Annotated in this window: 26 protein-coding genes; 13 read left to right on the forward strand and 13 right to left on the reverse strand. The window is 65.5% G+C overall.

Annotation, left to right across the window (positions count from 1 at the left end):
- The first annotated feature begins 85 nt into the window (after positions 1 to 85).
- Positions 86 to 745 (forward strand): RIO1 family regulatory kinase/ATPase, encoded by a 660-nt coding sequence (locus G5A07_RS13555; RefSeq protein WP_191863446.1) that lies wholly within the window; start codon positions 86 to 88, stop codon positions 743 to 745.
- Positions 746 to 870: 125 nt separating this feature from the next.
- Here G5A07_RS13555 and G5A07_RS13560 read toward each other — a convergent pair whose 3' ends face one another.
- Positions 871 to 1,209, reverse strand: a complete 339-nt coding sequence (locus tag G5A07_RS13560) for a P-II family nitrogen regulator (protein ID WP_005411374.1) — start codon at positions 1,207 to 1,209, stop codon at positions 871 to 873.
- Positions 1,210 to 1,345: 136 nt separating this feature from the next.
- On the opposite strand from G5A07_RS13560, the gene G5A07_RS13565 reads away from it, so the two are divergent.
- Positions 1,346 to 1,597 (forward strand): accessory factor UbiK family protein, encoded by a 252-nt coding sequence (locus tag G5A07_RS13565; RefSeq protein WP_010482078.1) that lies wholly within the window; start codon positions 1,346 to 1,348, stop codon positions 1,595 to 1,597.
- A 125-nt stretch (positions 1,598 to 1,722) separates the two neighbouring features.
- Positions 1,723 to 2,157 carry an NAD(+)--rifampin ADP-ribosyltransferase gene (arr, locus tag G5A07_RS13570; RefSeq protein ID WP_010482079.1) on the forward strand — a complete coding sequence of 145 codons (435 nt, stop codon included), beginning with the start codon at positions 1,723 to 1,725 and terminating at the stop codon, positions 2,155 to 2,157.
- A 571-nt stretch (positions 2,158 to 2,728) separates the two neighbouring features.
- Here arr and G5A07_RS13575 read toward each other — a convergent pair.
- A complete protein-coding gene (locus tag G5A07_RS13575) occupies positions 2,729 to 3,331 on the reverse strand; it encodes a DUF998 domain-containing protein (protein ID WP_191863447.1) in 603 nt (200 codons plus the stop codon).
- Between the two features lie 648 nt (positions 3,332 to 3,979).
- Here G5A07_RS13575 and G5A07_RS13580 point away from each other — a divergent pair.
- Both G5A07_RS13580 and G5A07_RS13585 read left to right on the forward strand, forming a co-directional pair.
- Positions 3,980 to 4,336 carry a hypothetical protein gene (locus G5A07_RS13580; RefSeq protein WP_021201939.1) on the forward strand — a complete coding sequence of 119 codons (357 nt, stop codon included), beginning with the start codon at positions 3,980 to 3,982 and terminating at the stop codon, positions 4,334 to 4,336.
- A 45-nt stretch (positions 4,337 to 4,381) separates the two neighbouring features.
- On the forward strand, positions 4,382 to 4,870 hold the full coding sequence (locus G5A07_RS13585; protein WP_191863448.1) for a cold-shock protein: 489 nt from the start codon (positions 4,382 to 4,384) through the stop codon (positions 4,868 to 4,870).
- Positions 4,871 to 4,932: 62 nt separating this feature from the next.
- Here the strand turns inward: G5A07_RS13585 and G5A07_RS13590 are convergent, their stop codons facing one another.
- Positions 4,933 to 5,838: an Abi family protein gene (locus G5A07_RS13590; RefSeq protein ID WP_191863449.1), complete on the reverse strand. Its 906-nt coding sequence runs from the start codon at positions 5,836 to 5,838 to the stop codon at positions 4,933 to 4,935.
- A gap of 446 nt (positions 5,839 to 6,284) precedes the next feature.
- Here G5A07_RS13590 and G5A07_RS13595 point away from each other — a divergent pair, with 446 nt between their 5' ends.
- Entirely contained in the window at positions 6,285 to 7,784 is a 1,500-nt protein-coding gene (locus G5A07_RS13595) for a YifB family Mg chelatase-like AAA ATPase (RefSeq protein ID WP_191863450.1), read from the forward strand.
- Between the two features lie 160 nt (positions 7,785 to 7,944).
- On the opposite strand, the gene G5A07_RS13600 is transcribed toward G5A07_RS13595, so the two are convergent.
- From G5A07_RS13600 to yidA, 3 genes are all read right to left on the reverse strand, one after another.
- Positions 7,945 to 8,331 (reverse strand): hypothetical protein, encoded by a 387-nt coding sequence (locus G5A07_RS13600; protein WP_191863451.1) that lies wholly within the window; start codon positions 8,329 to 8,331, stop codon positions 7,945 to 7,947.
- Positions 8,332 to 8,426: 95 nt separating this feature from the next.
- Positions 8,427 to 10,745: a TonB-dependent receptor gene (locus G5A07_RS13605; RefSeq protein ID WP_049453996.1), complete on the reverse strand. Its 2,319-nt coding sequence runs from the start codon at positions 10,743 to 10,745 to the stop codon at positions 8,427 to 8,429.
- A 387-nt stretch (positions 10,746 to 11,132) separates the two neighbouring features.
- Positions 11,133 to 11,966: a sugar-phosphatase gene (gene yidA, locus G5A07_RS13610; protein WP_049453999.1), complete on the reverse strand. Its 834-nt coding sequence runs from the start codon at positions 11,964 to 11,966 to the stop codon at positions 11,133 to 11,135.
- Positions 11,967 to 12,115: 149 nt separating this feature from the next.
- Between yidA and G5A07_RS13615 the strand changes: the two genes are divergently transcribed.
- Positions 12,116 to 12,778: an exopolysaccharide biosynthesis protein gene (locus G5A07_RS13615; protein WP_010482104.1), complete on the forward strand. Its 663-nt coding sequence runs from the start codon at positions 12,116 to 12,118 to the stop codon at positions 12,776 to 12,778.
- Positions 12,779 to 12,868: 90 nt separating this feature from the next.
- Here G5A07_RS13615 and G5A07_RS13620 read toward each other — a convergent pair whose 3' ends face one another.
- Together G5A07_RS13620 and G5A07_RS13625 are read right to left on the reverse strand one after the other, a co-directional pair.
- Positions 12,869 to 14,179, reverse strand: a complete 1,311-nt coding sequence (locus G5A07_RS13620; protein ID WP_049454001.1) for a sorbosone dehydrogenase family protein — start codon at positions 14,177 to 14,179, stop codon at positions 12,869 to 12,871.
- Positions 14,172 to 14,612, reverse strand: a complete 441-nt coding sequence (locus G5A07_RS13625; RefSeq protein ID WP_049431961.1) for a DUF2231 domain-containing protein — start codon at positions 14,610 to 14,612, stop codon at positions 14,172 to 14,174. The genes G5A07_RS13620 and G5A07_RS13625 overlap by 8 nt, the downstream gene beginning before the upstream one ends.
- A 329-nt stretch (positions 14,613 to 14,941) precedes the next feature.
- On the opposite strand from G5A07_RS13625, the gene G5A07_RS13630 reads away from it, so the two are divergent.
- Together G5A07_RS13630 and G5A07_RS13635 are read left to right on the forward strand one after the other, a co-directional pair.
- Positions 14,942 to 16,708 (forward strand): S8 family serine peptidase, encoded by a 1,767-nt coding sequence (locus G5A07_RS13630; protein ID WP_191863452.1) that lies wholly within the window; start codon positions 14,942 to 14,944, stop codon positions 16,706 to 16,708.
- Complete coding sequence (locus G5A07_RS13635) at positions 16,708 to 17,301, forward strand: hypothetical protein (RefSeq protein WP_043401240.1); 594 nt, start codon at positions 16,708 to 16,710, stop codon at positions 17,299 to 17,301. Before G5A07_RS13630 ends, G5A07_RS13635 begins: the two co-directional genes overlap by 1 nt.
- 96 nt (positions 17,302 to 17,397) lie before the next feature.
- On the opposite strand, the gene G5A07_RS13640 is transcribed toward G5A07_RS13635, so the two are convergent.
- The 5 genes from G5A07_RS13640 to cyoA all read right to left on the reverse strand — a co-directional run bounded on the left by G5A07_RS13640 (position 17,398) and on the right by cyoA (position 22,066).
- Positions 17,398 to 18,069: an SCO family protein gene (locus G5A07_RS13640; protein WP_053443653.1), complete on the reverse strand. Its 672-nt coding sequence runs from the start codon at positions 18,067 to 18,069 to the stop codon at positions 17,398 to 17,400.
- Between the two features lie 143 nt (positions 18,070 to 18,212).
- On the reverse strand, positions 18,213 to 18,545 hold the full coding sequence (gene cyoD, locus G5A07_RS13645) for a cytochrome o ubiquinol oxidase subunit IV (protein WP_005411473.1): 333 nt from the start codon (positions 18,543 to 18,545) through the stop codon (positions 18,213 to 18,215).
- Between the two features lies 1 nt (position 18,546).
- Positions 18,547 to 19,182: a cytochrome o ubiquinol oxidase subunit III gene (gene cyoC / locus G5A07_RS13650; RefSeq protein ID WP_005414759.1), complete on the reverse strand. Its 636-nt coding sequence runs from the start codon at positions 19,180 to 19,182 to the stop codon at positions 18,547 to 18,549.
- Positions 19,179 to 21,155 (reverse strand): cytochrome o ubiquinol oxidase subunit I, encoded by a 1,977-nt coding sequence (cyoB, locus tag G5A07_RS13655; RefSeq protein ID WP_006474876.1) that lies wholly within the window; start codon positions 21,153 to 21,155, stop codon positions 19,179 to 19,181. Before cyoB ends, cyoC begins: the two co-directional genes overlap by 4 nt.
- Positions 21,156 to 21,160: 5 nt before the next feature.
- A complete protein-coding gene (cyoA, locus tag G5A07_RS13660; RefSeq protein ID WP_049435746.1) occupies positions 21,161 to 22,066 on the reverse strand; it encodes a ubiquinol oxidase subunit II in 906 nt (301 codons plus the stop codon).
- Positions 22,067 to 22,249: 183 nt separating this feature from the next.
- Between cyoA and G5A07_RS13665 the strand changes: the two genes are divergently transcribed.
- Genes G5A07_RS13665 through G5A07_RS13680 form a run of 4 tightly spaced genes read left to right on the forward strand, consistent with a single transcriptional unit; the run spans position 22,250 to position 26,122 of the window.
- A complete protein-coding gene (locus G5A07_RS13665; RefSeq protein ID WP_191863453.1) occupies positions 22,250 to 23,665 on the forward strand; it encodes a PLP-dependent aminotransferase family protein in 1,416 nt (471 codons plus the stop codon).
- Between the two features lie 55 nt (positions 23,666 to 23,720).
- Positions 23,721 to 23,999, forward strand: a complete 279-nt coding sequence (locus G5A07_RS13670) for a hypothetical protein (protein ID WP_227852303.1) — start codon at positions 23,721 to 23,723, stop codon at positions 23,997 to 23,999.
- The gene (locus G5A07_RS13675; protein ID WP_049454011.1) at positions 23,999 to 24,598 is read left to right on the forward strand and encodes a DUF6436 domain-containing protein; all 600 of its coding nucleotides are present in this window, start codon (positions 23,999 to 24,001) and stop codon (positions 24,596 to 24,598) included. Before G5A07_RS13670 ends, G5A07_RS13675 begins: the two co-directional genes overlap by 1 nt.
- Before the next feature lie 9 nt (positions 24,599 to 24,607).
- Positions 24,608 to 26,122 (forward strand): PLP-dependent aminotransferase family protein, encoded by a 1,515-nt coding sequence (locus G5A07_RS13680; protein ID WP_191863454.1) that lies wholly within the window; start codon positions 24,608 to 24,610, stop codon positions 26,120 to 26,122.
- Positions 26,123 to 26,130: the final 8 nt, after the last annotated feature.

Genomic DNA, 26,130 nt, shown 5'->3' on the forward strand with positions numbered 1-26,130 from the left:
AAAATTAACGAAAACTTAGTAACTCCCTGTAACACCGGTTCGCTTGACGCTTTGCGCCACCCACCGGGTCGACCGAGACCCCGACATGCATCTCCCTGCCCTGCCCCCCTCCTCCTGCGGCGAAGACGCCGCCACCCCGCTGCTGCTCAAACGCGGCGAACGCTTCCTGGCCCCCGACGTCTACCGCACCTGCCTGGACGGGCGCGAGGCGGTCATCAAGGACTACTCCCGCTACCGAGGCACTCCCGTTTCACTGATCGCGCGGCTGATGGTGCGCCGCGAGGCCCGCATGCTGCAGCGCCTCGGCGGCTGGAAGCACGCACCCGCGCTGCTCGGCACCCTGGGCGGCCTGGCACTGGGCATGGAGTTCATTCCCGGCCAGACGCTCAGCAGCGCACAGGCCGTGGGCAATGAAGTGTTCGAGCAGCTGCAGCACGCGCTCAGCCGCCTGCATGCCGCCGGCATCACCCACAACGACCTGCATGGCACCAATGTGGTGGTCAGCGCCGGCGTACCGGTGCTGCTGGACTTCACCTCGGCCTGGCGCGCCCCGCGCTGGCTGCGCCGCAACCCGCTCAGCCGGCAGATGCGCCGCAGCGACATGAAGAACCTGCTGAAGATCCGCCAGCGCATGACCGGCCAGGCCCCGAGTGCCGCGCAGGCCGCACTGGTGGCCGACCCCGGCTGGGTCGCTGCCGTGCGCCAGGGCTGGAAGCGGTTCTACAACTGGGCCAAGCGCCGGTAGGGGTCGAGCTCGCTCGACCGCTTTACCGCTCTTTGTAGAGCCGAGCCCGCGCTCGGCTGCTGTTCCTGCATCGCGCGAAATGCAGCCGAGCATAGGCTCGGCTCTACAACATCCCGCCGAACGGGTTACAACGCGTCCGCGTCCAACTCACCGGTACGAATACGCACCACACTGCCCAGGTCGTACACGAACACCTTGCCGTCGCCAATCTTGCCGGTGCCCGCCGCCTTCACGATGGCCTCAACCACGGCCTCCACCTGGTCATCGGTCACCGCCACTTCCAGCTTCACCTTCGGCAGGAAATCGACCACATACTCCGCGCCGCGGTACAGTTCGGTGTGGCCCTTCTGGCGGCCAAAGCCCTTCACTTCCGTCACCGTGATCCCGGTAACCCCACGCTCGGCCAGCGCTTCGCGCACGTCGTCGAGCTTGAACGGCTTGATCACCGCCATGACCATCTTCATCGTCTATCTCCTGTCTTCCGGCGTGGAGGATAGCGCCTGAACGCGCCCGGTGCGAAACAGCCCACGCCTGTGCGGGCGACCGGCCCAGCAGTATCCTTGTGGCCTGCACGGCCCGCCCGCACCACGGAGTACCCCCATGATCGACCTGAACCAACTGGATGACCTTGCCCGTCGCTTGAGCGACCTGGTGCCGCCGGGCCTGCGCGAATCGCGCGAGGAACTGCAGGCCACCTTCAAGAGCGCGTTGCAGGCGGGTCTGGCCAAGCTGGACCTGGTCACCCGCGAGGAGTTCGAAGTGCAGCGCGCCGTGCTGCTGAAGACCCGCGAAAAGCTGGATGCGCTGGAAACGGCCGTGCGTGAGCTGGAAGGGCGCGGCACCGCAGAATGAAAAAAGAGGCGCAGTGCGCCTCCCGTTTACAGATTATTTCCCGGATGGAGCCTTGCAGCAAGGCCCACCGGGCGCCCTAGACTCGCCGGCCTGTCGATCCGGCAGCACAGAGAGGGGCAGCAGCGATGGCGCAGGACACCGATTGGACACCCGTTTCGCATGACACCTGCGACCAGGTCGCCGGGCCGTTCTATCACGGCACCCGCGCTGATCTGGCGGTGGGCGAGCTGCTGAGTGCGGGCTTCCGCTCCAACTATCGCGACAGCGTGGTGATGAACCACATTTACTTCACCACGATTGCCAAGGGCGCCGGGCTGGCTGCGGAGATGGCCAAGGGTGAAGGGCGACCGCGTGTGTATGTGGTGGAGCCGACCGGGCCGTTTGAGGACGATCCGAATGTGACCAACAAGAAGTTTCCCGGGAACCCGACGCGGTCGTATCGGAGTACGCAGCCGTTGCGGATTGTGGGGGAGATTGTGGAGTGGGAGCTGTATGACGCGGAGTTCGTCCGGCAGTTGAAGGCGTTTGTTGCTTCGGGGAGTGGGGAGATCATCAATTGAGGGAAGGAGAGACACGTGCTTTGGCCGACGGAGGATCAACGCAGCAGGTCGTCGAACGATGTCCGCTTTCGGCCAAGAGCGGACTCTCGCAGTACCTTGAACAGACCCAACCACGAATTTGCCTGGCCTGGAATGAAGTATCGGGCCGGCACTACTTGAACATCTCCAACAGATCCTTGTCTTCATGCCGCTGCTCCCACGTGGAGAGAAAACAGAAGCTCACACCACTTCGCATGGCAGCCTTCTGGAACCCGGCCAGTTCTTCCTTCGTGACCGGGTACTCAACCGGATCAAAGTGCGGAATCCCCACGGCTTGACGAGAGAGAACCCAGGCAGGAGTTCCGAGAAGATCGCCTTGAGCAGGGGCCGGATACTCGAAAAGTCCTTGATCGGGCCCGCGCGATTGCCAAGGGCATGACACTGACGACGGATGGTCCTGTCTCCACCCACCACGCGCGCAATGAAGTGGTCCTGGTGCACTCGAACGTAGATCAGCTGACGGCGAAAGATCTTCATCCCCATCTCAAAGCCACGCGCTCAACAGCCATCCATGCAACTGCATGCCCATCCATCAATGCGCAGGCTGCACCTTCAGCGCGCTTGAATCCCTTCGCAGCAGATACAGCGCAACCAGGAATGGCCACAGCGAGTTGATCGACGAGAACACGCGCTGGGTCAGCCCCCGGTAGCCCTCCGGGTCCGCGCCCACCACGTTCAACCAGAGATAGACGATGCCCCCGATGCTCACCACAGCGGTCACGGCGTATGCCCTTCGGTTGGCAGACCACGCGCTCAGTTCGATGTGCGACATCGCCGGTGCAATGATGTTTGCGATACCGATGGTGTAGAAGCCGTGCATCGGATGGCCCATGGGCCAGAGACCGTTGGTCAGCATGGAGATGCCAAAGATCATCCAGCAGATCGCGCCTACGGCAATGCGGCGGCCGGACTCTCGCCACACCCCGATGGAGAACGCCACGAAGCCCATACCGGAGCCGATGGCGGCGATTCTGCCGCAGATGCTTGCAAGCGCTGGCGCCTGCAGCAGTTCGCTGGCGTGCTGTGCAAGCGGGTTGTAGCCCGGCGCGAACAGGGCGGCAACGCTGGTCCAGAACAGAAACCACGGAAGCGGGACCAGACCCGCAGACAGAAGAAGTCGATTGCGGCGTAACACGTACAGTGATCCTTGTATTGGCCTGCGCCAGTGGGTGAAATCCGTTCAAACGCTACAAGACCGTCCCGCTGCGGGCAGTGCAGCCCCGCGTGACTACAGCGGTAGTCAGATTGCGCGCGGCACTCGGTAGGTTCAATAGGCAGGAAGTCATTTAAACCATCCAGCCGGTGTCGCAGCGGTTCGGTTGCATGAGCGATCACACATGCCCAATGGGCGAGTGCTGTCGCATTTGCCGCGCCTGGCATCTCTGGCCGAAGGTTCTGACGACTCCGTTCCAGAAGTGCCGTTCCGCCTAGCACGCCAAGGCTCTCGCCGCTTCCGGTGCTATGCGACAATGCCAAAAGCGTCTCGGGTTTTGGCGGCATTGACCCCTCCCCCGTTGGCATTCCGCACAACAGCAGGTAATCGTTACTGCGCCACCGTGCATCGGTGGTCGGGACTCGAAAACCCGGATTGCTAGACGTAAGTTTGCGCTTGCCAGCCGGCACCACCGCGCGTGGTGCCGGCTGGCAATCCGTCTGCCGGCTATGGCGGGCGGGGCGTGGGGGCCTCGTGCCCGCCGGCTTTGTCTAGCAACCGGTTTTCGAGCCACGCCCTGTCCGCCACCTTTATCGGTGGCGGCTTCTGCCTGCATGCACGGAGCCCGCCATGACCACGCCGCACTCCCCGCCCCCGCGCCCGATCCAGGAAGCGCCGTCACCCGCGCCCGCGCTGGACCCCAACAGCCTCATCGCCATCCTGCACGCCATCGGTGCGGGCGCTGCGGCCGACGGCCAGCCCTGGCCCGAGCGGCACCACCTGCGCAGCCGGCAGATGGCGTTGTCCGACGCCGACTGCGCGCTCACCGGCCAGCGCATCGTGCAGGAGATCCTGCTGGCGGCCGAGCGCACGCGCCAGAACGGCGAGCCCGAACAGTACGTGGGCGACCGGGTGATGGAGGGGCTGGTGATGGCCGATCTCGCGCTGACCGCCTTCATCCACGAGCGGATGCGACCCAAGGACTGAGCGCGCTTACGGCGCGGAGTTTTCTGCCTGTGTGCGGGGTGACGAATGAAGATGCACGGCCTGGCCGCTGCGGTGATGTGCATCGCGGTGATCGGCGCAGTATGGGCAGCATGGCCCGAGCCCGCGGGCGATCAGGTGTGGGCCTACCAGAAGCTGCAACCGGCCGATTACCGGTTGCTGCACAGTGATGCGCTGGGCTTCGTCACTGCGAAGGCGCATGAGGGCTTTGAACTGCGCACGCGCTATGCCGGGGTGACGTCCTTCGAAATCCGCTGCAAGGGCGTTCTGGTGCTGGACGTGGAGAACGCGCCCTCGCGCGTGCTGATCCGCATGCCCGCCGATGCCCGCTGGCGGGCACCGGATATCGAGCGTCTGCGCATCAGCTTCGAGCGCTGGCTGGATCTGCACCAGAGCCAAGGGCGATTGCTGGTGGAAAGCGCTGGGCCTTCGTGGGTTGAGACGCGGTTTGGGCGCTTCAATGGGCTGGTGCTGGATGAGCAGCGGTGTCTGTTTGGGGTGCTGGGCCGCCATTGACCGCCCCCCCCTAACCGGCCCATTCGCAACAAATGTCTGGAGGAAGCGGCGCCTCCTGGGACTTACCCGCGCCAAAGGCGATGGTCCTGCCATCCAGTCGCAGCCCCGATGCTTCTCGTTCGGACTTCGGTCGTCAGGCCAGCCGAGAGGTGGGTATCGACACGTTCACGCCAATCCCTGAAATCAGCGGTCGTCGCTTCCAGAAGTCTGCGAAGCAGGAGCAACAGAAAGAAGCAACGATTCGGTGCGTATGGCGCCTCGCGCTCAGACCATCCTGCCGACCGTGGACGAACTGCCGAAACACCGAGCTCCTTGTTCCATAACCTACTGTGGTGTGCAACGACGTTTCGCGCCACGCTGGTGACATGCAGCCAGTTTGCGAAGACTGGCGCGGCCAGCAGCATCTCACCCGCAACAGCCTTCTGTTCTCTGGAGTGCAGCGCTTTGTAGAAGCGAGAAAGCGAGCCGAGCGACATGACTTCTGTCGCCATCCAGATCGGTACTCTGGGGAATGCGGGTGAGGCGTACTTGTCCTTGTAGTGCCGAATAAACGCCTCCCTGGAGCGCGTCACTTCGCTTTCGACGCCGCCGAGCCAATCCGCATACTCCTGCCCGGTGAATGCCAGATTGCGCGGCTCCAAGTGGCCGAAGGCGCCATAGGCATGGGCAAAGTGGTACGTGAGCACGGTCCGCGTTGCGACCTCGATATGGCCAACGGCCTCCATTACCAGGTCTCGAAGGGCCCTATCGAATTCATAGAGACTGACCGCTTCTTCGAATGTCGCTTGAGCTCGGAAGCTGTCGCTACCGGGCACACGCTGTGTGCAGAGATAGCCCATGAGGCGGTAGTAGCCAACACGCTGCAGATAGCGTTTGGCATTGGCGGCGTCGCCGATGGCCAGCCCGCGCTGCTGGAGGAGATCCAACTGCTGCTGAATCGACAGGGGTGGTTTGCGGTAGTGAGTCATCCTGACTCCAATCAGCAGGCAAAAAAAAACCCGCCAATTTGAGCATGTCGCGAACTAGCGCGTCAGAGGCTTGGCGGGTGTGTTGGGTGAATTTTAGCACCCCTTTTGCTCACCTTCAAGTAAATGTGTGTAGTTCCGGTGAAATGTAAATGCCTGTACGAAAAGCACTTCATAGGGAATTTTCTTGGATTTCCGCAGTCTCGCGGGCGCAGATCCAGTGAGGTGAAAGGCCGGCCCGGGCGAGCGGCAACGGCCTATTCCCCGGCGTTGTTCCACGTCATACCGGTTGAGTTCCGACACTCGATCGCGAACACCGGCCGCTACGAAGCGCGCAGGCGCACTCCAACGGTCTGCAGGAATCCCCCTAGCCGCTTCACCAGCAATTCCCGATATCCCATGCGGAACGCCTGCCGCACCATCAAGCATCCCTCTGCAGGAAGCCACACATGAGCCTGGCGCTGGTCTACAGCCGTGCCCGCGCCGGGGTCGACGCCCCGCTGGTGCGGGTGGAAGTGCATCTCTCCGGCGGCCTGCCTGTCACCCAGATCGTGGGCCTGGCGGAAACCAGCGTGCGGGAATCCCGCGAACGCGTACGTGCCGCCCTGCTCTGCGCGCGCTTCGACTTTCCGCAGCGACGCATCACTCTGAATCTCGCGCCCGCCGACCTGCCCAAGGAAGGTGGACGTTACGACCTGGCCATCGCCCTGGGCATTCTGGCAGCCAGTGGCCAGGTCGATCCGCAGTCACTGCTGCAATACGAGTTCCTGGGTGAGCTTGGCCTGACCGGCGAACTGCGGCCGGTGGCAGGTGCGCTGCCGGCCGCGATCGCGGCCGCTGAAGCCGGGCGCATCCTGGTGGTGCCGCCAGGGAATGCCGCAGAGGCTGCGTTGGCCGAGCACGCGGATGTGCGTGTGGCGCGTACGCTGCTGGAATGCTGCGCCGGGCTGGGCAATCCGCGCCTGTTGCCACCCGTGGAGCGCGTGGACACGACACCGTTGCCACTGCCCGATCTGGCCGACGTGCGCGGGCAGGCGCATGCACGGCGCGCGTTGGAAGTGGCCGCTGCCGGTGGGCACCATCTGTTGTTGATCGGTAGTCCTGGCTGCGGCAAGACACTGTTGGCCTCGCGCCTGCCCAGCCTGTTGCCGGATACCGAAGAGACTGAGGCGCTGCAGCTTGCCGCGATTGCGTCGGTGAGTGGCGAAGGGCTGGACCCAAGACGTTGGCGGCAGCGGCCCTTTAGAGCGCCCCATCACAGCGCGAGCGCGGCGGCGCTGGTGGGTGGGGGCAACCCGCCCTGCCCCGGTGAAATATCACTGGCCCACCATGGAGTCCTCTTCCTTGATGAGCTCCCAGAATGGAACCGCAGCGCGCTGGAAACCCTGCGCGAGCCACTGGAATCCGGCCACATCCGCATCGCCCGCGCGGCGCGCAGCGTGCAGTACCCCGCGCGGTTCCAACTGGTGGCTGCGATGAATCCCTGCCCGTGCGGCTGGGCCGGTGACCGCAGCAACCGTTGCCTGTGCAGCGACGAGCGGATCAACCGCTACCGTGCGCGGGTGTCCGGTCCGTTGCTGGACCGCATCGATCTGCATATCGGCGTAACACGAATGGACGCGGTGGAGCTGCGGGAGAGCACGCCACTGGGTGAGCCCAGTGCTGCGGTACGTGCACGGGTGGAAGCCGCCCATGCCCGGCAGCAGGCACGTGGCGGGCTCAATGCACATCTGCCGCCGGCGGCGCTGCGGGCGTGCACGAAGCTGAGCGAGGCCGATCAGGATCTACTTGAGCAGGCGATTGAACGTCTGCAGCTTTCCGCACGGGCGATGCACCGGATTCTGCGCGTGGCGCGCACGATTGCGGATCTGGCGGGTTGCGAGGTGATCCGGACGGCGCATCTGGCTGAGGCGATTGGCTATCGGCAGCTGGATCGGGGAAAGCCCTAGAAGCACCGTCCCGAGGGGGCGTTGGTAGAGTCGACTGTTAGTCGACTCGCGCGCGACGCGCGGTCTCTTGGAGGGCCGAAGCTAAGAGCAGTCGACTAACAGTCGACTCTACCAAGAGCAGGTCATAGCGGCTCGGCACGTCGAGGACAGCCCTCGCGCCTCAGGCCGCAGTATCCACCCGCCCTCGCTTCGCCAGCAACGCCACCCGACGGCTGACCAGCGCGTGCAGCTCCGCCAGCTCCGACGCCCGGTCAGCCGTCATGTTCCCGCCAAACAGCACCCGCGACAACGCCGCCTCGTCGCTGTCGTCCGGGTGCTGCCACCGGTCCCGGTACACCTTCTGGCACACCAGCCAGGCCTGCCGCAGCCCCCCACCGGGCAACGGACGGACCACGCGCTCGTAGACGTGCCAGAACTGGTACTCGGCCTGCAGGTCGATCACAGGCGTCACGGACGGCGCCTGCCGGGGCCGTCCCGGGCTCCGGATGTCGAACAACGGTGATCGCGGGTTGTACTGAGCCATGCCGACAGCATGACCCAGCAACATTGTGGGAACCTTGCGTCGCCGCCAGAAAATCCCTGTTGATTGCGCAAGGCGTGTTTCTGGCAGGGGTCAGCTATCCACGCATGGCGTGGATCTACTCAGAAGGTCATCGAGGTACTGAACATCAGCTGCCGTGGCGCGCTGCGCTGCAGGGTCTGGTAATCCCCCGAGAACGACGAGCCGGCGATGGTGGCGGTGCCGATGTTGTGGCGGTTGAACAGGTTGCTCACGTCCAGCCGCAGCTCCAGCCCCGGCACCGCGCTATCGGCACCGAAGCGGTAGGCGGCATAGGTGTTGACCTGCCAGAACGTGGGCACGCGGATGTCGTTCTCGTAGGTGAAGGGCTGGCGCAGGTACGAGGTGCTGGTGGCACCAAAACGCCAGTCACCGAAGTGCGCGGACAGGTCGCTGACCAGCGAGATCTGCGGGTAGCCCGGCTGGGCATTGCCCTTGATCGGGTACACCGTGTCGCCCACCACGAAATCGCTGTCGTAGTACGAACGGGCTACGGCCACGCCCTGATAGAACTGCAGGTGGTCGGTCAGGTCGGCGGTGATGCCGAGGTCGGCACCGATCACATGCATCTTCGGCATCAGCCGAACCGTGTTGATCTGCGCGAACTGGGTACCGATGGCTGCTGACAGCAGGCGGTTGCGGATGTCGTTGTAGAACACGTCGCCGGTGATCGTCAGCCGGTCGAAGCGATGCGACGCGCCTACGGTGAGGTTCCAGTTCTTCTCCGGGCGCAGCGTGCCGGCCACGCGGTCGAACTCTTCCTGGTCGGTGATGGTCCATGCGGAGGCGGTGTAGCCGATGTTGCCGCGCTGGGCCACGCGGTAGCCGTTCATGGTGTTGGCCAGGTCGATGAAGGCGTCGGTGGATTCGGTCGGGCTCCAGAACAGCGAGACATGTGGCAGGAAGTTGCTCTTCGCGCGCAGCGTACCATTCACCGGCCGGTCCTTGGCATCACCCAGGCCGCCACCGCGGGTGCGGAAGTCCACGGCCTTGAGGCCGACACCCAGCTTCAGCGTGTCGTTCAGCACGATGTCGTCCTGCAGGTAGAACTGGCGCGAGCGGGTCACCCAGCTCGATGCGTTGTCGGTCTTGAACGCGGGGCCGTACACGTCGAACGGGCCGGTGGCCTTCAGCGGCGGGCCCTCGCCCAGCAGTGGCTGCTGGTACCACTCGGTCTTGGCCGCGGCCTTGCTCTTCTCCTGCCAGAAACCGGCAGTGAAGGTGTGCGCGCCGGTCTCGAACTGCAGGTTAACCATGCCGCCCAGGCGGTTGAGGCGCGGCGTCTGTACCTGTTCGGAGAACGGTGCGCCGTTGGGCGACGGTACGGTCGGGTCGGTCAGCGTGGCCTGGGTGTGGCTGTTGGCGTTGTACAGCTGCACGTTGCCACTCAGCGCTGGGGTGATCTGGAAGCGATGGTTGATCGATGACACGCGGTCGCGGGTGGTCTGGCCGGTGTCGTACGGAATCAGTTCGGACAGCTCACCGCAGGTGTAGGCGCCGCAGGATTTGTCCGCGTTTTCCGGCGAGGCCACGTACCACGCCCACGCATAATCGGGATAGAAGATGTCGGCCTTCCAGCCCAGCTTGCGGATCATGTCGAAGGAGATGTTGTTGTAGCCCCAGACCTTGGCCTTGCTGTCGGACAGGAACACGGTGACATCGCCCCAGGCGACGTCCTGCTGCAGCTTCAGGTCGCCGCGCAGGAAGTTCTGCGTGCCCTCGCCCTGGTACTTGTCGGCGGACACGCGCTGCAGGTCGACCAGCACTTTCGGGCCATGCTCACCGAGCTGGCCGCTCTGCCCGGACACGGTGGTGACCAGCGTGCTGTTGCTGCCCACGCCCTGCTTCACGCGCAGGCTGGGCGTGTCCTGCAGGTCGCGCAGGCGGTATTCCAGGCTGCCGCCGTTGACGCTGCTGGAGAACACGCTGACCGGCGCACCACCGGGGCTGACTGTGATCGCGCCGATGCCATCGGGCACGCCCACGTTCACCACGCTGGTGCCGGTAAGCGAGAGGAAGCCGTTGTCGTTCAGCGGCACGCCTTCGAAGGTGATGCCCATTTCGTTCATGCGGAAGCCGCGCACGAACAGGCTGGTGGCGGAGATATCCAGGCCCAGCCCGTCGGTGGCGGTGTAGCTGGCGCCCGGTACCTGCTTCAGCATGGCCAGGCCGTTGTTGCCGGTGACCATCGCGTCGAGGTCTTCGGCCTTGATGATGTAGCGGTTGGGGCCGATCACCTGGGTCGGTGCCACGGCCGCACCGCGCGGTGTGGCGATGACCTGCAGGGCGTTGAGCGTAGTGGGCGTGTCGTGCGCGGCATCGTGCGTTTCCGCGGCGTACGCAGGTGCGGTGGTGGCCGCGATGATGGCCAGGGCGAGGCGCGTCGTGGGTGGGGTGTTCATGGGCAGATCCAGGATGTAGGGAGAGAGCGGCGCACGTGCACGGCCAGCGCGTTGCAGCACCGGTGTCGGCGCCCTGGCTGGCGATGCGATTGCGTTGGGGGTGACGGCGCAGTGCGCGCCGGTCAGTGGCAGAGGAAGACGATCCTCTGCCTCAGAATTCGATGGCGTGATTTCGACGTGCGAAATTCTTGCATCGCGCTGCCGCATTCGCCATTGCGCGGTGGTACAGCGCGAATGGCGATAGGGATGGGTGGGTTATACGTGGGTATAGCCCCGGCGTGGTCGGGGCCGACCTTGGTCGGCGCTTGCCGTCTGCGTGTGCCAACCAAGGTTGGCACCTACCGGGGCGGATGAGGTTGGCAGCTACCTGGACAGCTGACCGCGCGGTTACTGCAGGACGAAGCGCTCGATCGCCCGCGCCACACCTTCATCGGCGTTGCTGGTGGTTTCAAACCGCGCCACCGCCTTCACAGCATCAATGGCATTGCCCATCGCCACGCTGGTACCGGCGTACTGCAGCATGGTCAGGTCGTTTTCCTGGTCACCGATGGCCATCACGTTGGCGCGATCGATGCCCAGGTGCTCGGCCAGCTTCTGCAGGCTCGGGCCCTTGCCGGCGCGGCGGTCGAACACTTCCAGGAAGAACGGCGCGCTCTTAAGCACCGCGAAACGCTCGGTCAGTTCGCTGGGCAGGCGCGCGATGGCGGCATCCAGCACGTCGGGCGCGTCGATCATCATCAGCTTGATGAAGGACATCGACGGGTCCATGTCTTCCACGCGGCGGTAGGACAGCGGCATCCGCGAAAGATGCGAGTCGGCCACGGTGTAATAGCTGATGTCCTGGTTGGGCGTGTACATGCGCTGGCTGTCCAGCGCCTGGAAGTGCACGCCCACTTCGCGGGCCACCTGCTCGCAGAACAGGAAGTCGTCGAAGCTGAGCGGATACTCGACCACGGTTTCGCGCGTGCCGATGCGTTGCACCAGGCCGCCATTGCAGGCGATGCAGTAGTCGTCGTCGCCGGTGATGCCCAGCTCGTGCAGGAACGGTGCCAGGCCGGGAACCGGGCGGCCACTGGTCAGCACGATGTGCACCCCCAACGCGCGCGCCTGCGCGATGGCCTGCTTGGCCCGGGCGGTGAGCGTGTGGCTGGGGTCCAGCAGGGTGCCATCCATGTCGATGGCGACCAGTTCGATGGTCGATTGCCTGCGGCCCATGTCCATTGCGTTCAACTCGTGCGGGGCACGCCAGTTTACCCCCTCATGCCCGGTTCACCTCTTTGCCCACGTTGGCCGGGATACTGCGGGAGCCTGTGCGTCCCCCACCGCAGGACGGCCCGCTGACCGCCCTTCCCTGGAGAACCTTGCGACGCATGACCTACCGTGCCCCCGAAACCAACGACAGTGCGCCTCTGGCCCAGCAGATCGAGCAGATGATCGACGAGCTGCCCGGCGAGCAGGTCAGCGTCGGCACCCTGCTCAGTGCGCTGGGCGATGAAGGCCTGCTGCTGATCGTGATCCTGCTCTCGGCCATCTTCATCATTCCGGTGTCGATTCCCGGGCTGAGCACCGTGTTCGGCGCCTCGATCCTGCTCATCGGCCTGAGCCGGGTGCGCAACCGCCCGCTGTGGGTGCCGCAGAAGCTGGCGCGCCGCGAGATCGCCACCGACAAGCTGAAGGCCAACCTGGGCCGTGCGCTGAAGTGGGTGCACCGCATGGAGCGGCTGTCGCGGCCGATGCGGCTGGCGGTGATGGTGCGCTCGAAGAAGATGATGCGCCTGAACAACCTGATGCTGGTGTTCGCGACCCTGCTGCTGATGGCGCCCGCCGGACCGATTCCTTTCAGCAACACGCTGCCGGCGCTGGCGCTGATGTCCTTTGCAATCGGCTTCATCCAGCGCGATGGCGCGGCGGTGGCGGCCGGTTACGGCTTCGTGGTGGCCACGGTGGTGTATTTCGGCGTGCTGCTGGGCGGCGTCGGGTTTGCTGCCGAGTCGGTGTTCAGCGGGTTCCGCAGCAGTACTGCGGAACTGTAGAGCCGAGCCCATGCTCGGCTTACGCGCGCACCGCGCGGGTTTCCGTGCACCGAACGAAGAGCAGCCGAGCATGGGCTCGGCTCTACAGAACTACTTGGCCGACACCCGCCACACCACGTCGCCCACGTCGTCGGCGACCAGCAGCGCGCCCTCTGCATCCATGGCCATCCCCACCGGCGCACCCATCAGCGTCTTCTCGTCCTTCGAGGCGAAGCCACTGACCACAGTCTGTGGCCGCCCGGTCGGCTTGCCGTCCTTGAACGGTACGTACACCACTTCGTACCCGCTCAGCGGCGAGCGGTCCCAGCTGCCGTGTTCGCCGATGAAGGCACCGCCGTGGTACTGCGCCGGCAGTGCCTGGCCGGTATAGAACAGCAGGCCCAGCGGCGCCACGTGCGAGCCGATCGCGTAGTCCGGCACGATCGCCTTGGCCACCAGGTCCGGCCGCTGCGGCTGCACGCGCTCGTCCACGTGCTGGCCGTAGTAACTGTAGGGCCAGCCATAGAAGCCATCTTCTTTCACCGAGGTCAGGTAATCCGGCACCAGGTCGGCACCGATCTCATCGCGTTCGTTCGCAACAGCCCACAACTTTCCGGTGCTCGGCTCCCAGTCCAGGCCGGTCGGGTTGCGGATGCCCGAGGCGAAGATGCGGCTGCCACGGGTGGCCACGTCCACTTCCAGCACCACCGCGCGGCGGTATTCGACGGCCAGGCCATTCTCGGTGATGTTGCTGTTGGAACCCACGCCCACGTACAGCTTGCGGCCATCGCGGCTGGCCAGCAGTTCCTTGGTCCAGTGGTGGTTGATGGTGCTGGGCAGGTCGGTGAACTCGCGGCCCTTGTCGGACATGCGGGTTTCGCCGGGCACGTAGTGGTACTGCATGATGTTGCCGGTGTTGGCCACGTACAGCGTGTCACCGATCAGCTGGATGCCGAACGGCGAGTGCAGGCCTTCGATGTAGACGTGCTGGGTCCAGGTGTTCGTTCCCGGCGAGCGGCGCAGCAGGGTGACCCGGTTGCCGCCCTTGCCGGCCTTGCCCGAGCGCGCCTTCACCTTGCCGGCAATCCACTGCTTGGGCGTGGTGACCGGTTCTTCGCCGGGGCCGTTGCCTTCCACCACCAGCACATCGCCGTTGGGCAGGGTCAACAGCCGCCGCGGATGCAGCAGGTTGGCGGCGATGCGCTCGATCTTCAGGCCCTCTGCCACCGAGGGCGACTGGCCGTCGGCCCAGCCCACGCCGCGTGGCACCTGCATTGGCGGCATCAGGAAGTTCTTCGGTGCCGGCAGCGGTGGCTTTGCGCCGGACTGGTCGGTGGGGTGATATTCGGCCTTGCCCGCGCAGGCCGACAGAGTGACGGCCAGTGCCAGCGCGGCGACGGTGGGCAGGATGTGCTTAGCCATGACGACCTCCCTGCAGCACCGGCGGCTGCAGTGACAGCAGGATCAGGCCCAGGGCGATCAGGGCCACGGTCAGCGCCGACAGGATCGTACCCGGCACGGCAACGGCATACGCATCGCGGCTGTGCACGAACGCGTTCCAGATGGCCAGTACCACCGCGACCAGGTTGAGGAAGAAGTCGATGCGGTCGATGCGGGTGGCGGTACCGCTGCGGCGCCAGACCGCGAACAGGTTGATCAGGCGCGGAATGATGGCGATCAGCAGGCCGAAGGTGATCAGCCAGGCAGCGGCCTTGCCCCACATCACCTCGGCGCTGTTGAGATAGATCGCGTCGAAGATCAATGCGCCGACGAAGAAGCCGAAGGGTATCGGGTTCAACAGGCTGAACAGCGTGGTGCCGAGGCCGCGATGGGCCTGGGCGAGCGGATTGACCATCATCGTGCTCCGACGCGGAAGGGTGCACGGGCTGTAGTAGCACAGCCGGATGTGAGGGCGCGCGATGACACCGCTTGTGTAGAGCCGAGCCCATGCTCGGCTGCTTTACACACGGGACCGTCCGATCAGCCGAGCATGGGCTCGGCTCTACAGGAATGCGCAGTCGTCATTACCCCGCGGCATAAGCGTTTGTGACGCAATCGGCACATCTGCAGATTGGGTGTGTGAAGAGGTAGGGAGTTGTTCGTTGTGTCGCGTTTGGCTCGTTGCGATGGGGCAGATCCGCCCCGCCGTCCTGCCATGCCGATTCACAACAGAAGGATTCGTGTATGAAGCGACACACGCAACGCTCCACGCCACCGCGCTCCGCGCGCCTGGCCCTTGCCACTGCCCTGGTGCTGGGCAGCCTGGCCGTCACCGCCCAGGCCCAGCAGGCCGATCCGCTGGCCGGGCGTCAGTGGCATCTGCTCAACACCGGGCAGGCCGTACTGGGCGATACCCTGCCGGTGGCCGGCAACGATCTCAACGTGGATGGCCTGTTCCGCAATGGCATCCGTGGCCAGGGCGTCACCATCGCCATCGTCGATGACGGCCTGCAGATCGCCCACCCGGACCTGGCTGCCAACGTCGCGGCGGTCGCGGGCAAGAATTTCGCCAACCAGAGCAACAACCCTTCACCGTCCAATCCGGACCGCGACAATCACGGCACCATGGTCGGCGGCATCGCCGGTGCGGTGGGCGCCAACAACCTGGGCGTGCGCGGCGTGGCCTCGGCGGCCACACTCAAGGGCTTCAATTTCCTGGCATCCAATGCCCAGGGCAATTCGAACTCCAACATCGAGTACTCGTGGTGGGACGGCGCCGAAGTGGCCGACGTGGGGGTCTTCAACAACAGCTGGGGCTCCAGCCCGGGCAACCCCAACCTGCCGTTGGCCTACAGCCAGAACGACATCACCGCCTATGAGCAGGCCATGTCCGGCACCCGTGGCGGGCGCGGTGGCATCTACGTGAAAGCCGCCGGCAACAACCACAACAACGGCGCACGCTCGGATGGCACCGACATCTGCTCGGCAGACACCAAGAACCGCAACACGGGCTGCATTCCGGCCGGCCGCGATCCGCGCAACAACCTGTTCAACGTGATCACTGTTGCCGCCGTGCGCGCCGATGGCGTGCGCTCCTCGTACTCGTCCACCGGCTCGGCGCTGTGGGTGTCCGGCTTCGGCGGCGAGAATGGCTGGCAGCGGCAGGTCGTGCCGGGGCAGCTGGCGATCCGCTACGATCCGGCCATCCTCACCACCGACGTCACCGGCTGCGCGCAGGGCAGCAACAAGAATACGAGCCTGCGCAACACATTGGACGGCGACCAGTCCGCCATCGACAGCACCTGCAACTACACCGGCAAGATGAACGGTACCTCGGCGGCCACGCCGATGGTGTCGGGCGTGGCGGCACTGCTGCTGGAAACCAATCCAAACCTGTCCTACCGCGATGTGAAGTACATCCTGGCCACCACCGCCACCCGCAATGACCCGAACCGGGCGGCGGTCACGCACTCCGATGGCCGCGTGCTGGTGCCGGGTTGGACGGTGAATGCCGCCGGCCGCGCCTACAGCAACTGGTACGGCTTCGGCGTGGTCAACGCCGCCCGTGCAGTAGAGGTCGCCGAGAACTTCCAGTCGCTGGGTGCATTGGTGGACAGCGGCTGGCGCAACACGACGCGCACCGTAGCCATCGGCAATACCTCGGCCGCTGCTGCACGTCTGACCTTCCAGCTGGCCAATGGCGCGCGCAACATCGAAAGCGTGCAGCTGGGCTTCCGGGTCAATCACAGCAACACCCGCCAGCTGCAGTTCGTGCTGGTCTCGCCCAGTGGCACGCGCAGCGTGGTGCAGCCGGCATTCACCGCGATCGGCTCTGGCCTCAATGGTGTCCAGCGCAACTTCACCAACTGGGACCTGCTGTCCAGCAATGCCTTCCTGGATGAGAACGCCACGGGCACCTGGACGCTGGAAGTCACCGACCTGGGGCAGGCCGCGAACGCTGCATCGCGTGGCAACCTCGAATTCTTCAAGATCCGCGTTCTGGGGCACTGATGATGAAGACGACCATTCTGTTGAGCACCCTCGCCCTCGCGGCGATGACCACCACCGCCTGGGCACAGAGTTCGGGCCAGACACCTCCGGCGAAGACCTTGTCGACCGTAGACACGCAGCAGTTGAAGGCGGAGGCCACCGGCCGTTCGTTCAATGTGGGCGGCGCGCGCTTCCAGCTGGCGCCGTCGGCAACCGTGCAGCCGGCCAGCGGCGGTCAGTTCCGGATCACCACCGGGGCTGATGCCAGCGCGGCGGCCGTCGGCACCCGCAGCAAGCGGTCCACCGATGCGTCTACCGGTGTGGCCGCACGTGCGGATGCCGGTGCCAGCAAGTTTGCGGCCGCTGTCTCCAACGATGGCGCGCCGGTAGTGGCGACCTCGCGGGTCAAGGTGTTCTTCACCGATGCGGCCTCGGCCCAGCGTGCGGCCACCGCCACCGGCGGCACCGTGGTGAAGGTATCCAAGGCCTCGGGCCGCGCGATCGTCGAGTACCCCTCGGTGAACGCGGCGCTGGATGCGACCACCAAGCTGCTGTCGACCGCCGGCATCAAGGCGGCCGAGCCGGACGTGGTGCAGTGGGAAGAAACCAAGTAAGGCGTTGAGTGGTGCCCCCGGCCGGTTGGCTCTCCTGGCCGGCCGGGGGATTGGTTCTGCCAGGGCGTGCCGACCAACGGTCGGCACCCACCGGCGTCAGCGCGCGGCGAGTGTGCCGGTGTGCTTGAGGCTGCAGCTGGCCAGCGCGTCGTTGCCGGCGGCTGGATGAGCGGGCTCCAGCAGCAGGCGCTGCACGTCGGAGAACAGCTTGTCCACCGGCATGCCATAGGGCGCGAACAGGCGCAGGCGGCCCTGGCGGTCGAACACGTAGCCACCGGCGATGTGGCTCATGGTGTAGGTCTCAGGCACCTGGCCGGGTTCCTTCTCGTAGAACGCCTTGAAGTCGCTGGCCATCGCGGCCAACTGCGCTTCGTTGCCGACCAGTGCGATCGCCTTGGGGTCGAAGGCTTCCACATAGGTGCGCGCAACCTCCGGCGTATCACGCGCCGGGTCGACGCTGACGAACACCACCTGCAGCTGGTCGGCATCCTTGCCCATCAGGTGCTTCACCTGGCTCAACTCGACCATGGTGGTCGGGCACACATCCGGGCAGCTGGTGAAACCGAAGAACAGGTAGGTCACCTGCCCCTGCAGGTCCTTCGGGCCGCGCACGGTGCCGTGGCTGTCGGGCATCGACCACTGCTGGCCAAGTTCTTCGCAGGCGATGTCCTTGGAATAGAAGTCCATGCGCGACTGCGCACTGCAGCCGGCCAGCAGGCCGATGGCCAGGCCTGCCAGCAGCGGCAGGCGGAAACGGGGAGAGAACAACGAACGGACAACAGCAGCAGGACGCTTCACGGGTACCACCAACGCAGATGCGGGCGGGGTCTCGGTCAGGCCTGCCCTTGGGGGAAAAGAGGGCTGAGGTGCCGGGGTGATCGCGCGATCCGTGCCGATCACCCCGGCCACGGTCAGTTGATCATCATGTGGTAGTGCATGCTCCAGATGATCCATACCGACAGCGCGACGATGATGAACAGGATCACCAGGGTGAACACGAAGCTGGCCAGGTTCCAGCCACCTTCGGACTTGCGGTCCATGTGCAGGAAATAGACCAGCTGCACCAGGATCTGCGCCACCGCAAAGCCGACCAGCAGGAACAGCGTGAGCGGACGCGACAGCACCGGGTTCATCACCAGCGCGAACGGCACCACGGTCAGTAGCGCGCACAGCACGAATCCGATCAGGTAGGACTTGGTGGAGCCGTGCGCATTGCCGGCGCGCGAGGTTTCGACGTGGGCCATGTCAGAAGGCTCCGATCAGGTAGACGAAGGTGAAGACGCAGATCCACACCAGGTCCAGGAAGTGCCAGAACAGGCTCAGGCACGACACGCGGGTGATGTTGGTCGGGGTCAGGCCACGGCGGTAGACCTGGTGCATGACCACCGCCATCCAGATCAGGCCGCTGGCCACGTGCAGGCCGTGGGTGGCGACCAGCGCAAAGAACGCCGACAGGTAGGCACTGGTGCTGGGGCCTGCGCCTTCGTGGATCAGGTGCGAGAACTCATAGATCTCCATGCCGATGAACGAGGCACCGAGCACGAAGGTCACGCCCAGCCAGCGCAGCACCGCCGAGGTGTCGTGGCGGTGCATCGCCAGTACGGCCTGGCCGTAGGTGATGCTGGAGACCAGCAGCAGGAAGGTCTCGGCCATCACGAACGGCAGCGAGAACAGCTCCTTGCCGGTGGGGCCGCCGGCGTAGGCGGTGCTGAGCACCGCGTACGAGGCGAACAGCGAACCGAACAGCACCAGGTCGGACATGAGGTAGACCCACATGCCGAACACCTTCATGCCGCCCTGTTCGTGGCCATGGTCGTGTTCGTGGTGGTCCTCGTGCGCCTGCGTGTCGCTGGCCAGCTCCGGGCGGGTCAACAGGTTCATGCGCGTACCTCCTTCAGCTTGGCAAGGTTGGCCGCTTCGGTGCGCGCCACCTCTTCGGAACTGACGTAGTAGTCCACGTCCTCGTCGTAGGACCGCACGATCAGGGTGACGATCATCGCGATGAAGCTGGCCGCGGCCATCCACCAGATGTGCCAGACCAGGGCGAAGCACAGCACCAGGATCCAGATGTTGAGGATCAGCGGCACGCCGGTGTTCTTCGGCATGTGGATCGGTGCGTACTTCTTCGGCGGCGGCGGCAGGCCGCGCTTCTTCGCTTCGTGGAAGGCGTCCAGCTCATCGGCCTTGGGCACCACGGCGAAGTTGTAGAACGGCGGCGGCGACGGCGTGGCCCATTCCAGCGTGCGTGCATTCCACGGGTCGCCGGTCAGGTCCAGGTTGCGCTTGCGGTCGCGCACGCTCACGTAGATCTGCACCAGCATCAGGATGATGCCCGCGAACACGAACAGCGCACCGATGAAGGCGGCGATCAGGTACGGCGTCCACGCCGGGTTGTCGTACTGGTTCATGCGGCGGGTCATGCCCATGAAGCCGAGCATGTACAGCGGCATGAAGGCCAGGTAGAAGCCGATCACCCAGCAGGCGAACGACCACTTGCCCAGGCGCTCGTTGAGGGTGAAGCCGAACACCTTCGGGAACCAGTAGGCGAAGCCGGCCAGGTAGCCGAACAGCGCGCCACCGATGATGGTGTTGTGGAAGTGGGCAACCAGGAACAGGCTGTTGTGCAGCAGGAAGTCCGCGCCCGGGATGGCCAGCAGCACGCCGGTCATGCCACCGATGGTGAAGGTGACCAGGAAGGCGATGGTCCACAGCATCGGCACGCTGAACTCGACGCGGCCACCATACATGGTGAACAACCAGGTGAAGATCTTCACGCCGGTGGGAATGGCGATGATCATCGTCATGATGCCGAAGAAGGCATTGACGCTGGCACCGGAACCCATGGTGAAGAAGTGGTGCAGCCAGACGATGAACGACAGGATGCCGATCGCCAGCGTGGCGCCGACCATCGACTTGTAGCCGAACAGCTTCTTGCGCGCGAACGTGGCGGTCACTTCAGAGAAGATGCCGAACGCCGGCAGCACCAGGATGTACACCTCCGGATGGCCCCAGGCCCACACCAGGTTCACGTACATCATCGGGTTGCCACCCAATGTGTTGGTGTAGAAGTTGAAGTCCAGGTAGCGATCCAGGGTGAGCGCACCCAGCGCCACGGTCAGGATCGGGAAGGCGGCGATGATGATCACGCTGGTGACCAGCACGGTCCAGGTGAACACCGGCATCTTCATCAACGTCATGCCCGGCGCACGCATGCGCAGGATGGTGATGAACAGGTTGACGCCGGTCAGCAACGTACCGATGCCGGACGCCTGCAAGGCCCAGATGTAGTAGTCGACACCCACGCCTGGACTGAACTCGATGCCCGACAGCGGCGGATAGGCGACCCAGCCGGTCATGGCGAATTCGCCGACGCCCAGCGAGATCATCATCAGCGCTGCGCCGACCACGAAGATCCAGAAGCTGAAGGCGTTGAGGAACGGGAACGCCATGTCGCGCGCACCAATCTGCAGCGGCACGATGATGTTCATCAGGCCGACCACGAACGGGGTGGCCACGAAGAAGATCATGATCACGCCGTGTGCGGTGAAGATCTGGTCGTAGTGCTCGGGCGGCAGGAAACCGTCACTGCCTGGTCCGGCCGCGGCCAGCTGCGCGCGCATCATCAGCGCATCGGCGAAGCCGCGCACCAGCATGACCAGCGCCACCACCACGTACATGATGCCGATCTTCTTGTGGTCCACGGTGGTGAACCAGTCACGCCACAGCGGGCCCCACAGCTTGAAGTACGTCACCGCGCCGAGCAGCGCGAGGCCACCCAGCACCATGGCCGCCAATGTGACCACGACGATCGGCTCGTGCAGCGGCACGGCCTCCCACGTCAATTTACCCAACATGTTCGTTACTCCTGGGAAACCTGGGCACCGCCGGCAGCGCCCGCCGGGGTAGCAGCTGCGGTGTTCTCACCGACGCCGATGAACTGGTCGATGACCTTCTTGAACAGCAGCGGTTCAACACTGGAGAAGTGCTGCACCGGTGCGTTCTTCGACGGCGCGGCCAGCGCCTTGAACTGCGTGAAGCTGAGCGCGTCGGGCGCGCTGCGCACTTCGGCCACCCAGCGCTCGAAGTCTTCGTTGCTGCTGGCAGTGGCGATGAACTTCATGTTCGAGAAGCCATGCCCGCTGTAGTTGCCGGACATGCCACGGAACTGGCCGGGCTCGTTGGCGATCAGGTGCAGCTGCGTGCGCATGCCGGCCATCGCGTAGATCTGCCCACCCAGCTGCGGGATGAAGAAGGTATTCATCGTCGAGTTGGAGGTGATGTTGAATGCCAGCGGGCGGTTGGCCGGGAAGTTGAGCTGGTTGACCGTGGCGATGCCCAGGTCTGGGTAGACGAACACCCATTTCCAGTCGGTGGCGATCACGTCCACGTGCAGCGGCTCACCGGCCACGTCAAGCGGCTTGTAGGGGTCCAGCTCGTGGGTCGACTTCCACACGATCACCGCCAGCACCGCGATGATGATCAGCGGCACGCCCCAGACCACGATCTCCACCTTGGTGGAGTGCGACCAGTCCGGCATATATTTCGCTTTGGTGTTGCCGGCGCGGTAGCGCCACGCGAACACGAAGGTCAGCACGATGGCCGGTATCACCACGATCAGCATCAGGCCGATGCAGATCAGGATCAGGTCGCGCTGGGCGAGCCCGACCATGCCCTTCGAATCCAGCAGCACCCAGTCACAGCCCGACAGGCCGACGCAGGCCAGGGCGACCAGCGCCAGGCGGATGCGGTTCCAGCAGATATTCATTGGAGGTCAACCCTGTTGAAGAAGCGCGCTTGACCGGCTCGCCTGCGCGCAGCGCCCGGGCGTGGAGCGGCTACACTGTGGGTACGAGGTCGCCTACAAGCAGGCGAACCACTCCAATCAAGCCCATACAAGATACAGCATTGTATGGACTTGTGCATCTGCACGTATGGAAAAATCTGACCGATGACGCCACCTGCCGCCGGCCGCCGCCTGAAACACCCCAATCGCACCTGGGTCCGCCCCTTCCGCGAGGGCGCCGGCCCGCTGTACCTGCAGATTGCCCAGCAGGTGCGCGAGGCAGTGGATGACGGCGTGCTGCGCCCGGGCGACCGCCTGCCGCCGCAGCGCGACCTGGCCCAGCAGGTGGGCGTGGACCTGACCACGGTCACCCGCGCCTTTGCCGAGCTGCGCCAGGCCGGCCTGCTCGACGCGCAGGGCGCGGGCGGCACCTTCATCGCGCTGTCGGCCGGCAACCGCAGCACCTCGGTCGACCTGAGCATGAACATCCCGCCGCTGCTGGGCAGCGCGCCGTTCGCGCAGGGCATGGAAGCCGGCTTCCAGCACGTGGGCCAGCAGCTGGGCCAGGGTGAACTGATGAGCTACCACGTCGGCGCCGGTACCCGCGAGGACCGCGCCGCCGCCGTACAGTGGCTGGCACCGATGCTGGGTACGGTCGGCACCGACCAGGTAGTGATCTGCCCCGGCGCGCAGACCGCGCTGTGCGCATTGATCCTGGCCCGCACCCAGCCGGGCGAACTGATCGCCGCCGAACAGCTGACCTACCCGGGCCTGCTGGCCGCCGCGCGCGTGCTGCAGCGGGGCGTAGTGCCGGTGGCGATGGACGCCGAGGGCATGCTGCCCGATGCGCTGGAAGAAGCCTGCCAGCTGCGCCGCCCGCGCCTGCTGTACCTGGTGCCGACCATCCAGAACCCGACCACGGCAACGATGTCGGCGCGGCGCCGGCAGGCCCTGCTGGCGGTTGCCAAGCGCCACGATCTGACCGTGATCGAAGACGATCCCTACTGGTTGCTGGCTGGTGACGCCGCGCCGCCGTTGGCCGCCCATCGCGACGCCGGCTGCCCGGTCTACTACATCTCCACCCTGTCCAAGTGCCTGGCCCCGGGCCTGCGCACCGCTTACCTGGTGGTGCCGGCCGGCGAGCCGATGGAGCCAGTGCTGGACGCCCTGCGCGCCATCGCGCTGATGCCGACCCAGTCGATGGTGGCGGTGGCCTCGCAGTGGATCCGCAGCGGCCAGGCCCAGGACATGGTGCTGCGCTTCCAGCAGGAGCTGCGCGAGCGCCAGGCCATTGCTGCCCGGTACCTGCCGTCCCGCGCGCGGGCGCACCCGGCCGGCCTGCACGTGTGGCTGCCGCTGCCGCCGCGGCTGGACCAGTACCGGCTGATCCAGGCCGCACAGGAGCAGGGGCTGGGCATCGCCAGTTCCGACGCCTTCAGCGTGGAAGAACCGCCGCCGGGCAACGCGATCCGCCTGTCGCTGGGCGGCGCGGTCGACCAGGGCGCGCTGGCCGGGGCGCTGGCCAAGCTGAACGAGATCCTGTCTGAAGCCCCCGAGGCCCGGCATAACGCCATCGTTTGAGCCATCCACGTGGCACGACATCCATACAAGATGATATTTTGTATGCAATGTATGGATGAAGGGACGTGCATCGATGCGCGCCGAGAAACTGAAGTTCCACCTGGTGATGGCCGGGTGCGGTGGCTTTGTCGTGCTGATGCTGGCCGCGCTGGCCTGGGTCTGCCTGCAGCCACAGACCGTGGACGTACAGGCCGCCGAACGCCATGCCATCGAGCAGTGCCTGCAGCGCAGCGAGGATCCGTCGCGTAGCGAGATCCAGCGTCGCGCGCAGGCCGACTCCTGCCGCGAGATGCGCAAGCAGTACGTGCACAAGTTTGGCGGGGACGCGTCCTGATGGGCGCAGCCGCGCCGCGTCGCCGCTGGCTGCTGCCGACGATGATCGCCCTCGCCTGCCTGTTCATGGCCGGCGTGGCGGCTGCGCTGTGGCAGTACTTCGGCTACAGCGCGCAGTCCACGTTCACCGAACAGGCCATCGTCTTCGACGACTCGCAGCTGCGCCTGCCGGCCGATCTGGCCGGAGATACCGGCCGCATCCGCGTGGTGCATTTCTGGGACCCGGCCTGCGGAGTGTGCAACCGCGAGACCGGTGCCCACCTGAGCTACCTGATCAGCATGTACCGCCGCGCCGGCATCGACTTCTACGCGATCCGTCGCCCTGGCACGCAGGGCGAACTGCCCGAGCCGCTGCGCAACAAGGTGATCAACCTGCCGTCCATCGACGGCATCGAGCACATCCCGGCCAGCCCTGCCGTGGCGATCTGGGACCGGCACGGCCATCTGGCCTACGCCGGCCCGTACAGCATCGGCATGGTCTGCAACTCGGCCAACAGTTTCGTCGAACCGCTGCTGGACAAGCTGGTACGTGGTGAGACCGTACGCCCGAAAGGACTGCTTGCCGTGGGCTGCTACTGCCCCTGGCAGGCCAAGCGCTGAGGACGCGCAATGACATCACTGACGCTGGCCGACGTGGCCGCCGCAAACAACAACGGCGGTCACCTGTCCGAACCGACCGATGGTTATGGACAGGCTCCCGCCGTTGGAAGCAACGATACGCCCCGACATGCTCCGTACATGCCGCGACCGGATGTCGCAGCGCGCGAGTGGGTGCAGGACGTGCTCGCGCACAGCGGTCCGATCTACCTGCGCATCGTCAATTCGCTGGAACGCACGGTGCGCCGTGGTGGTCTGGCACCGGGACAGCGCCTGCCCTCGCAGCGCGCGTTGGCGCAGCAGCTGGGCATCGACCTGACCACGGTCACCCGCGCCTTCGATGAAGCACGCAAGCGTGGCCTGATCGAAGCGCGTGGACCACAAGGCAGTTTCATCGCACCGCCCAAGGCCGGCTTCGACCAGGTGGTGGACCTGAGCATGAACGTGCCGCCGGTGCCTGATGCCGACGCGCTGGCGGAGACGCTGCGTCGCGGCGCCGCCGCCGTGCTTGCGCGCAGCAACGCACCGAACCTGATGACCTATCACCTGGGGGGCGGCAACCCCACTGATCGCCATGCCGCGGCGCGCTGGCTGCAGCCGATGCTGGGCGTCGTGGCTGACAACTGCCTGCTGCTGACCGAAGGCGCACAGGTGGCGCTGGCCGCGATCCTGGTCAGCCAGGGCCGCGATGGCGATACGATCCTCTGCGATGCGCTGGTCTACCCGGGCCTGCTGCAGGCCGCCGCCGCACTGGGCCGGCGGCTGCTGCCGGTGGACGGCGACGAACACGGCATGTGTCCTGAAGCGCTGCTGCGGCAGGCACGCGAAAGCGGCGCGCGCCTGGTCTATCTCAATCCCACCTGCCAGAACCCGACCGCGCTGACCCTGCCGCTGCAGCGGCGCGAGGCGCTGACGCGTGTACTGGAGAGCGAAGGCCTGCTGGCGATCGAGGATGATCCGTACTGGCACCTTGCCGAAGATGCACCTACACCGCTGGCGGCACTGGCACCGCGTCATGTGTTCTACGTGGCGACGCTGTCCAAGGTGATCAGCCCAGGCCTGCGCACCGCGTTCGTGCGCTGCCCGAGCGCGGCGCATGCCGAGGCGATGACGGCGGCGTTGCGGGCGACGCGACTGATGGGGCATCCGCTGGTCTCGGCGTTGGCCAGCCAACTGCTGCTGGATGGTTCGGCCCAGTCGCTGCTGGCCCAGGTGCGCACCGAGGCACGCGAGCGCACGCGCATGGCGCGCTACCTGCTGGCACCGTCGCTGCTGCAGCGCGCGGAAGGCCTGCATGCGTGGTGCCGGATACCGGCGCCGTGGACCGACGCCACGCTGGTGCGTACCGCACATCTGCAGGGGCTGGCGATTGCGCCGTCATCGGCGTTCTGCCCGCCGGGGGTCTCGCACCAGTGCGGCGTGCGGTTGTCGCTGGGGCTGGCCGCGGACCGACGGCAGCTGGAAAGTGCGCTGCGGCGGATTGACCGGTTGTTGTTGTCGGATGCGTTGCCGGCGATTGATCGGTAGGCGAAGAG

It is taken from the genome of Stenotrophomonas sp. AS012628 (assembly GCF_010608305.1).
GTDB lineage: Bacteria > Pseudomonadota > Gammaproteobacteria > Xanthomonadales > Xanthomonadaceae > Stenotrophomonas > Stenotrophomonas geniculata.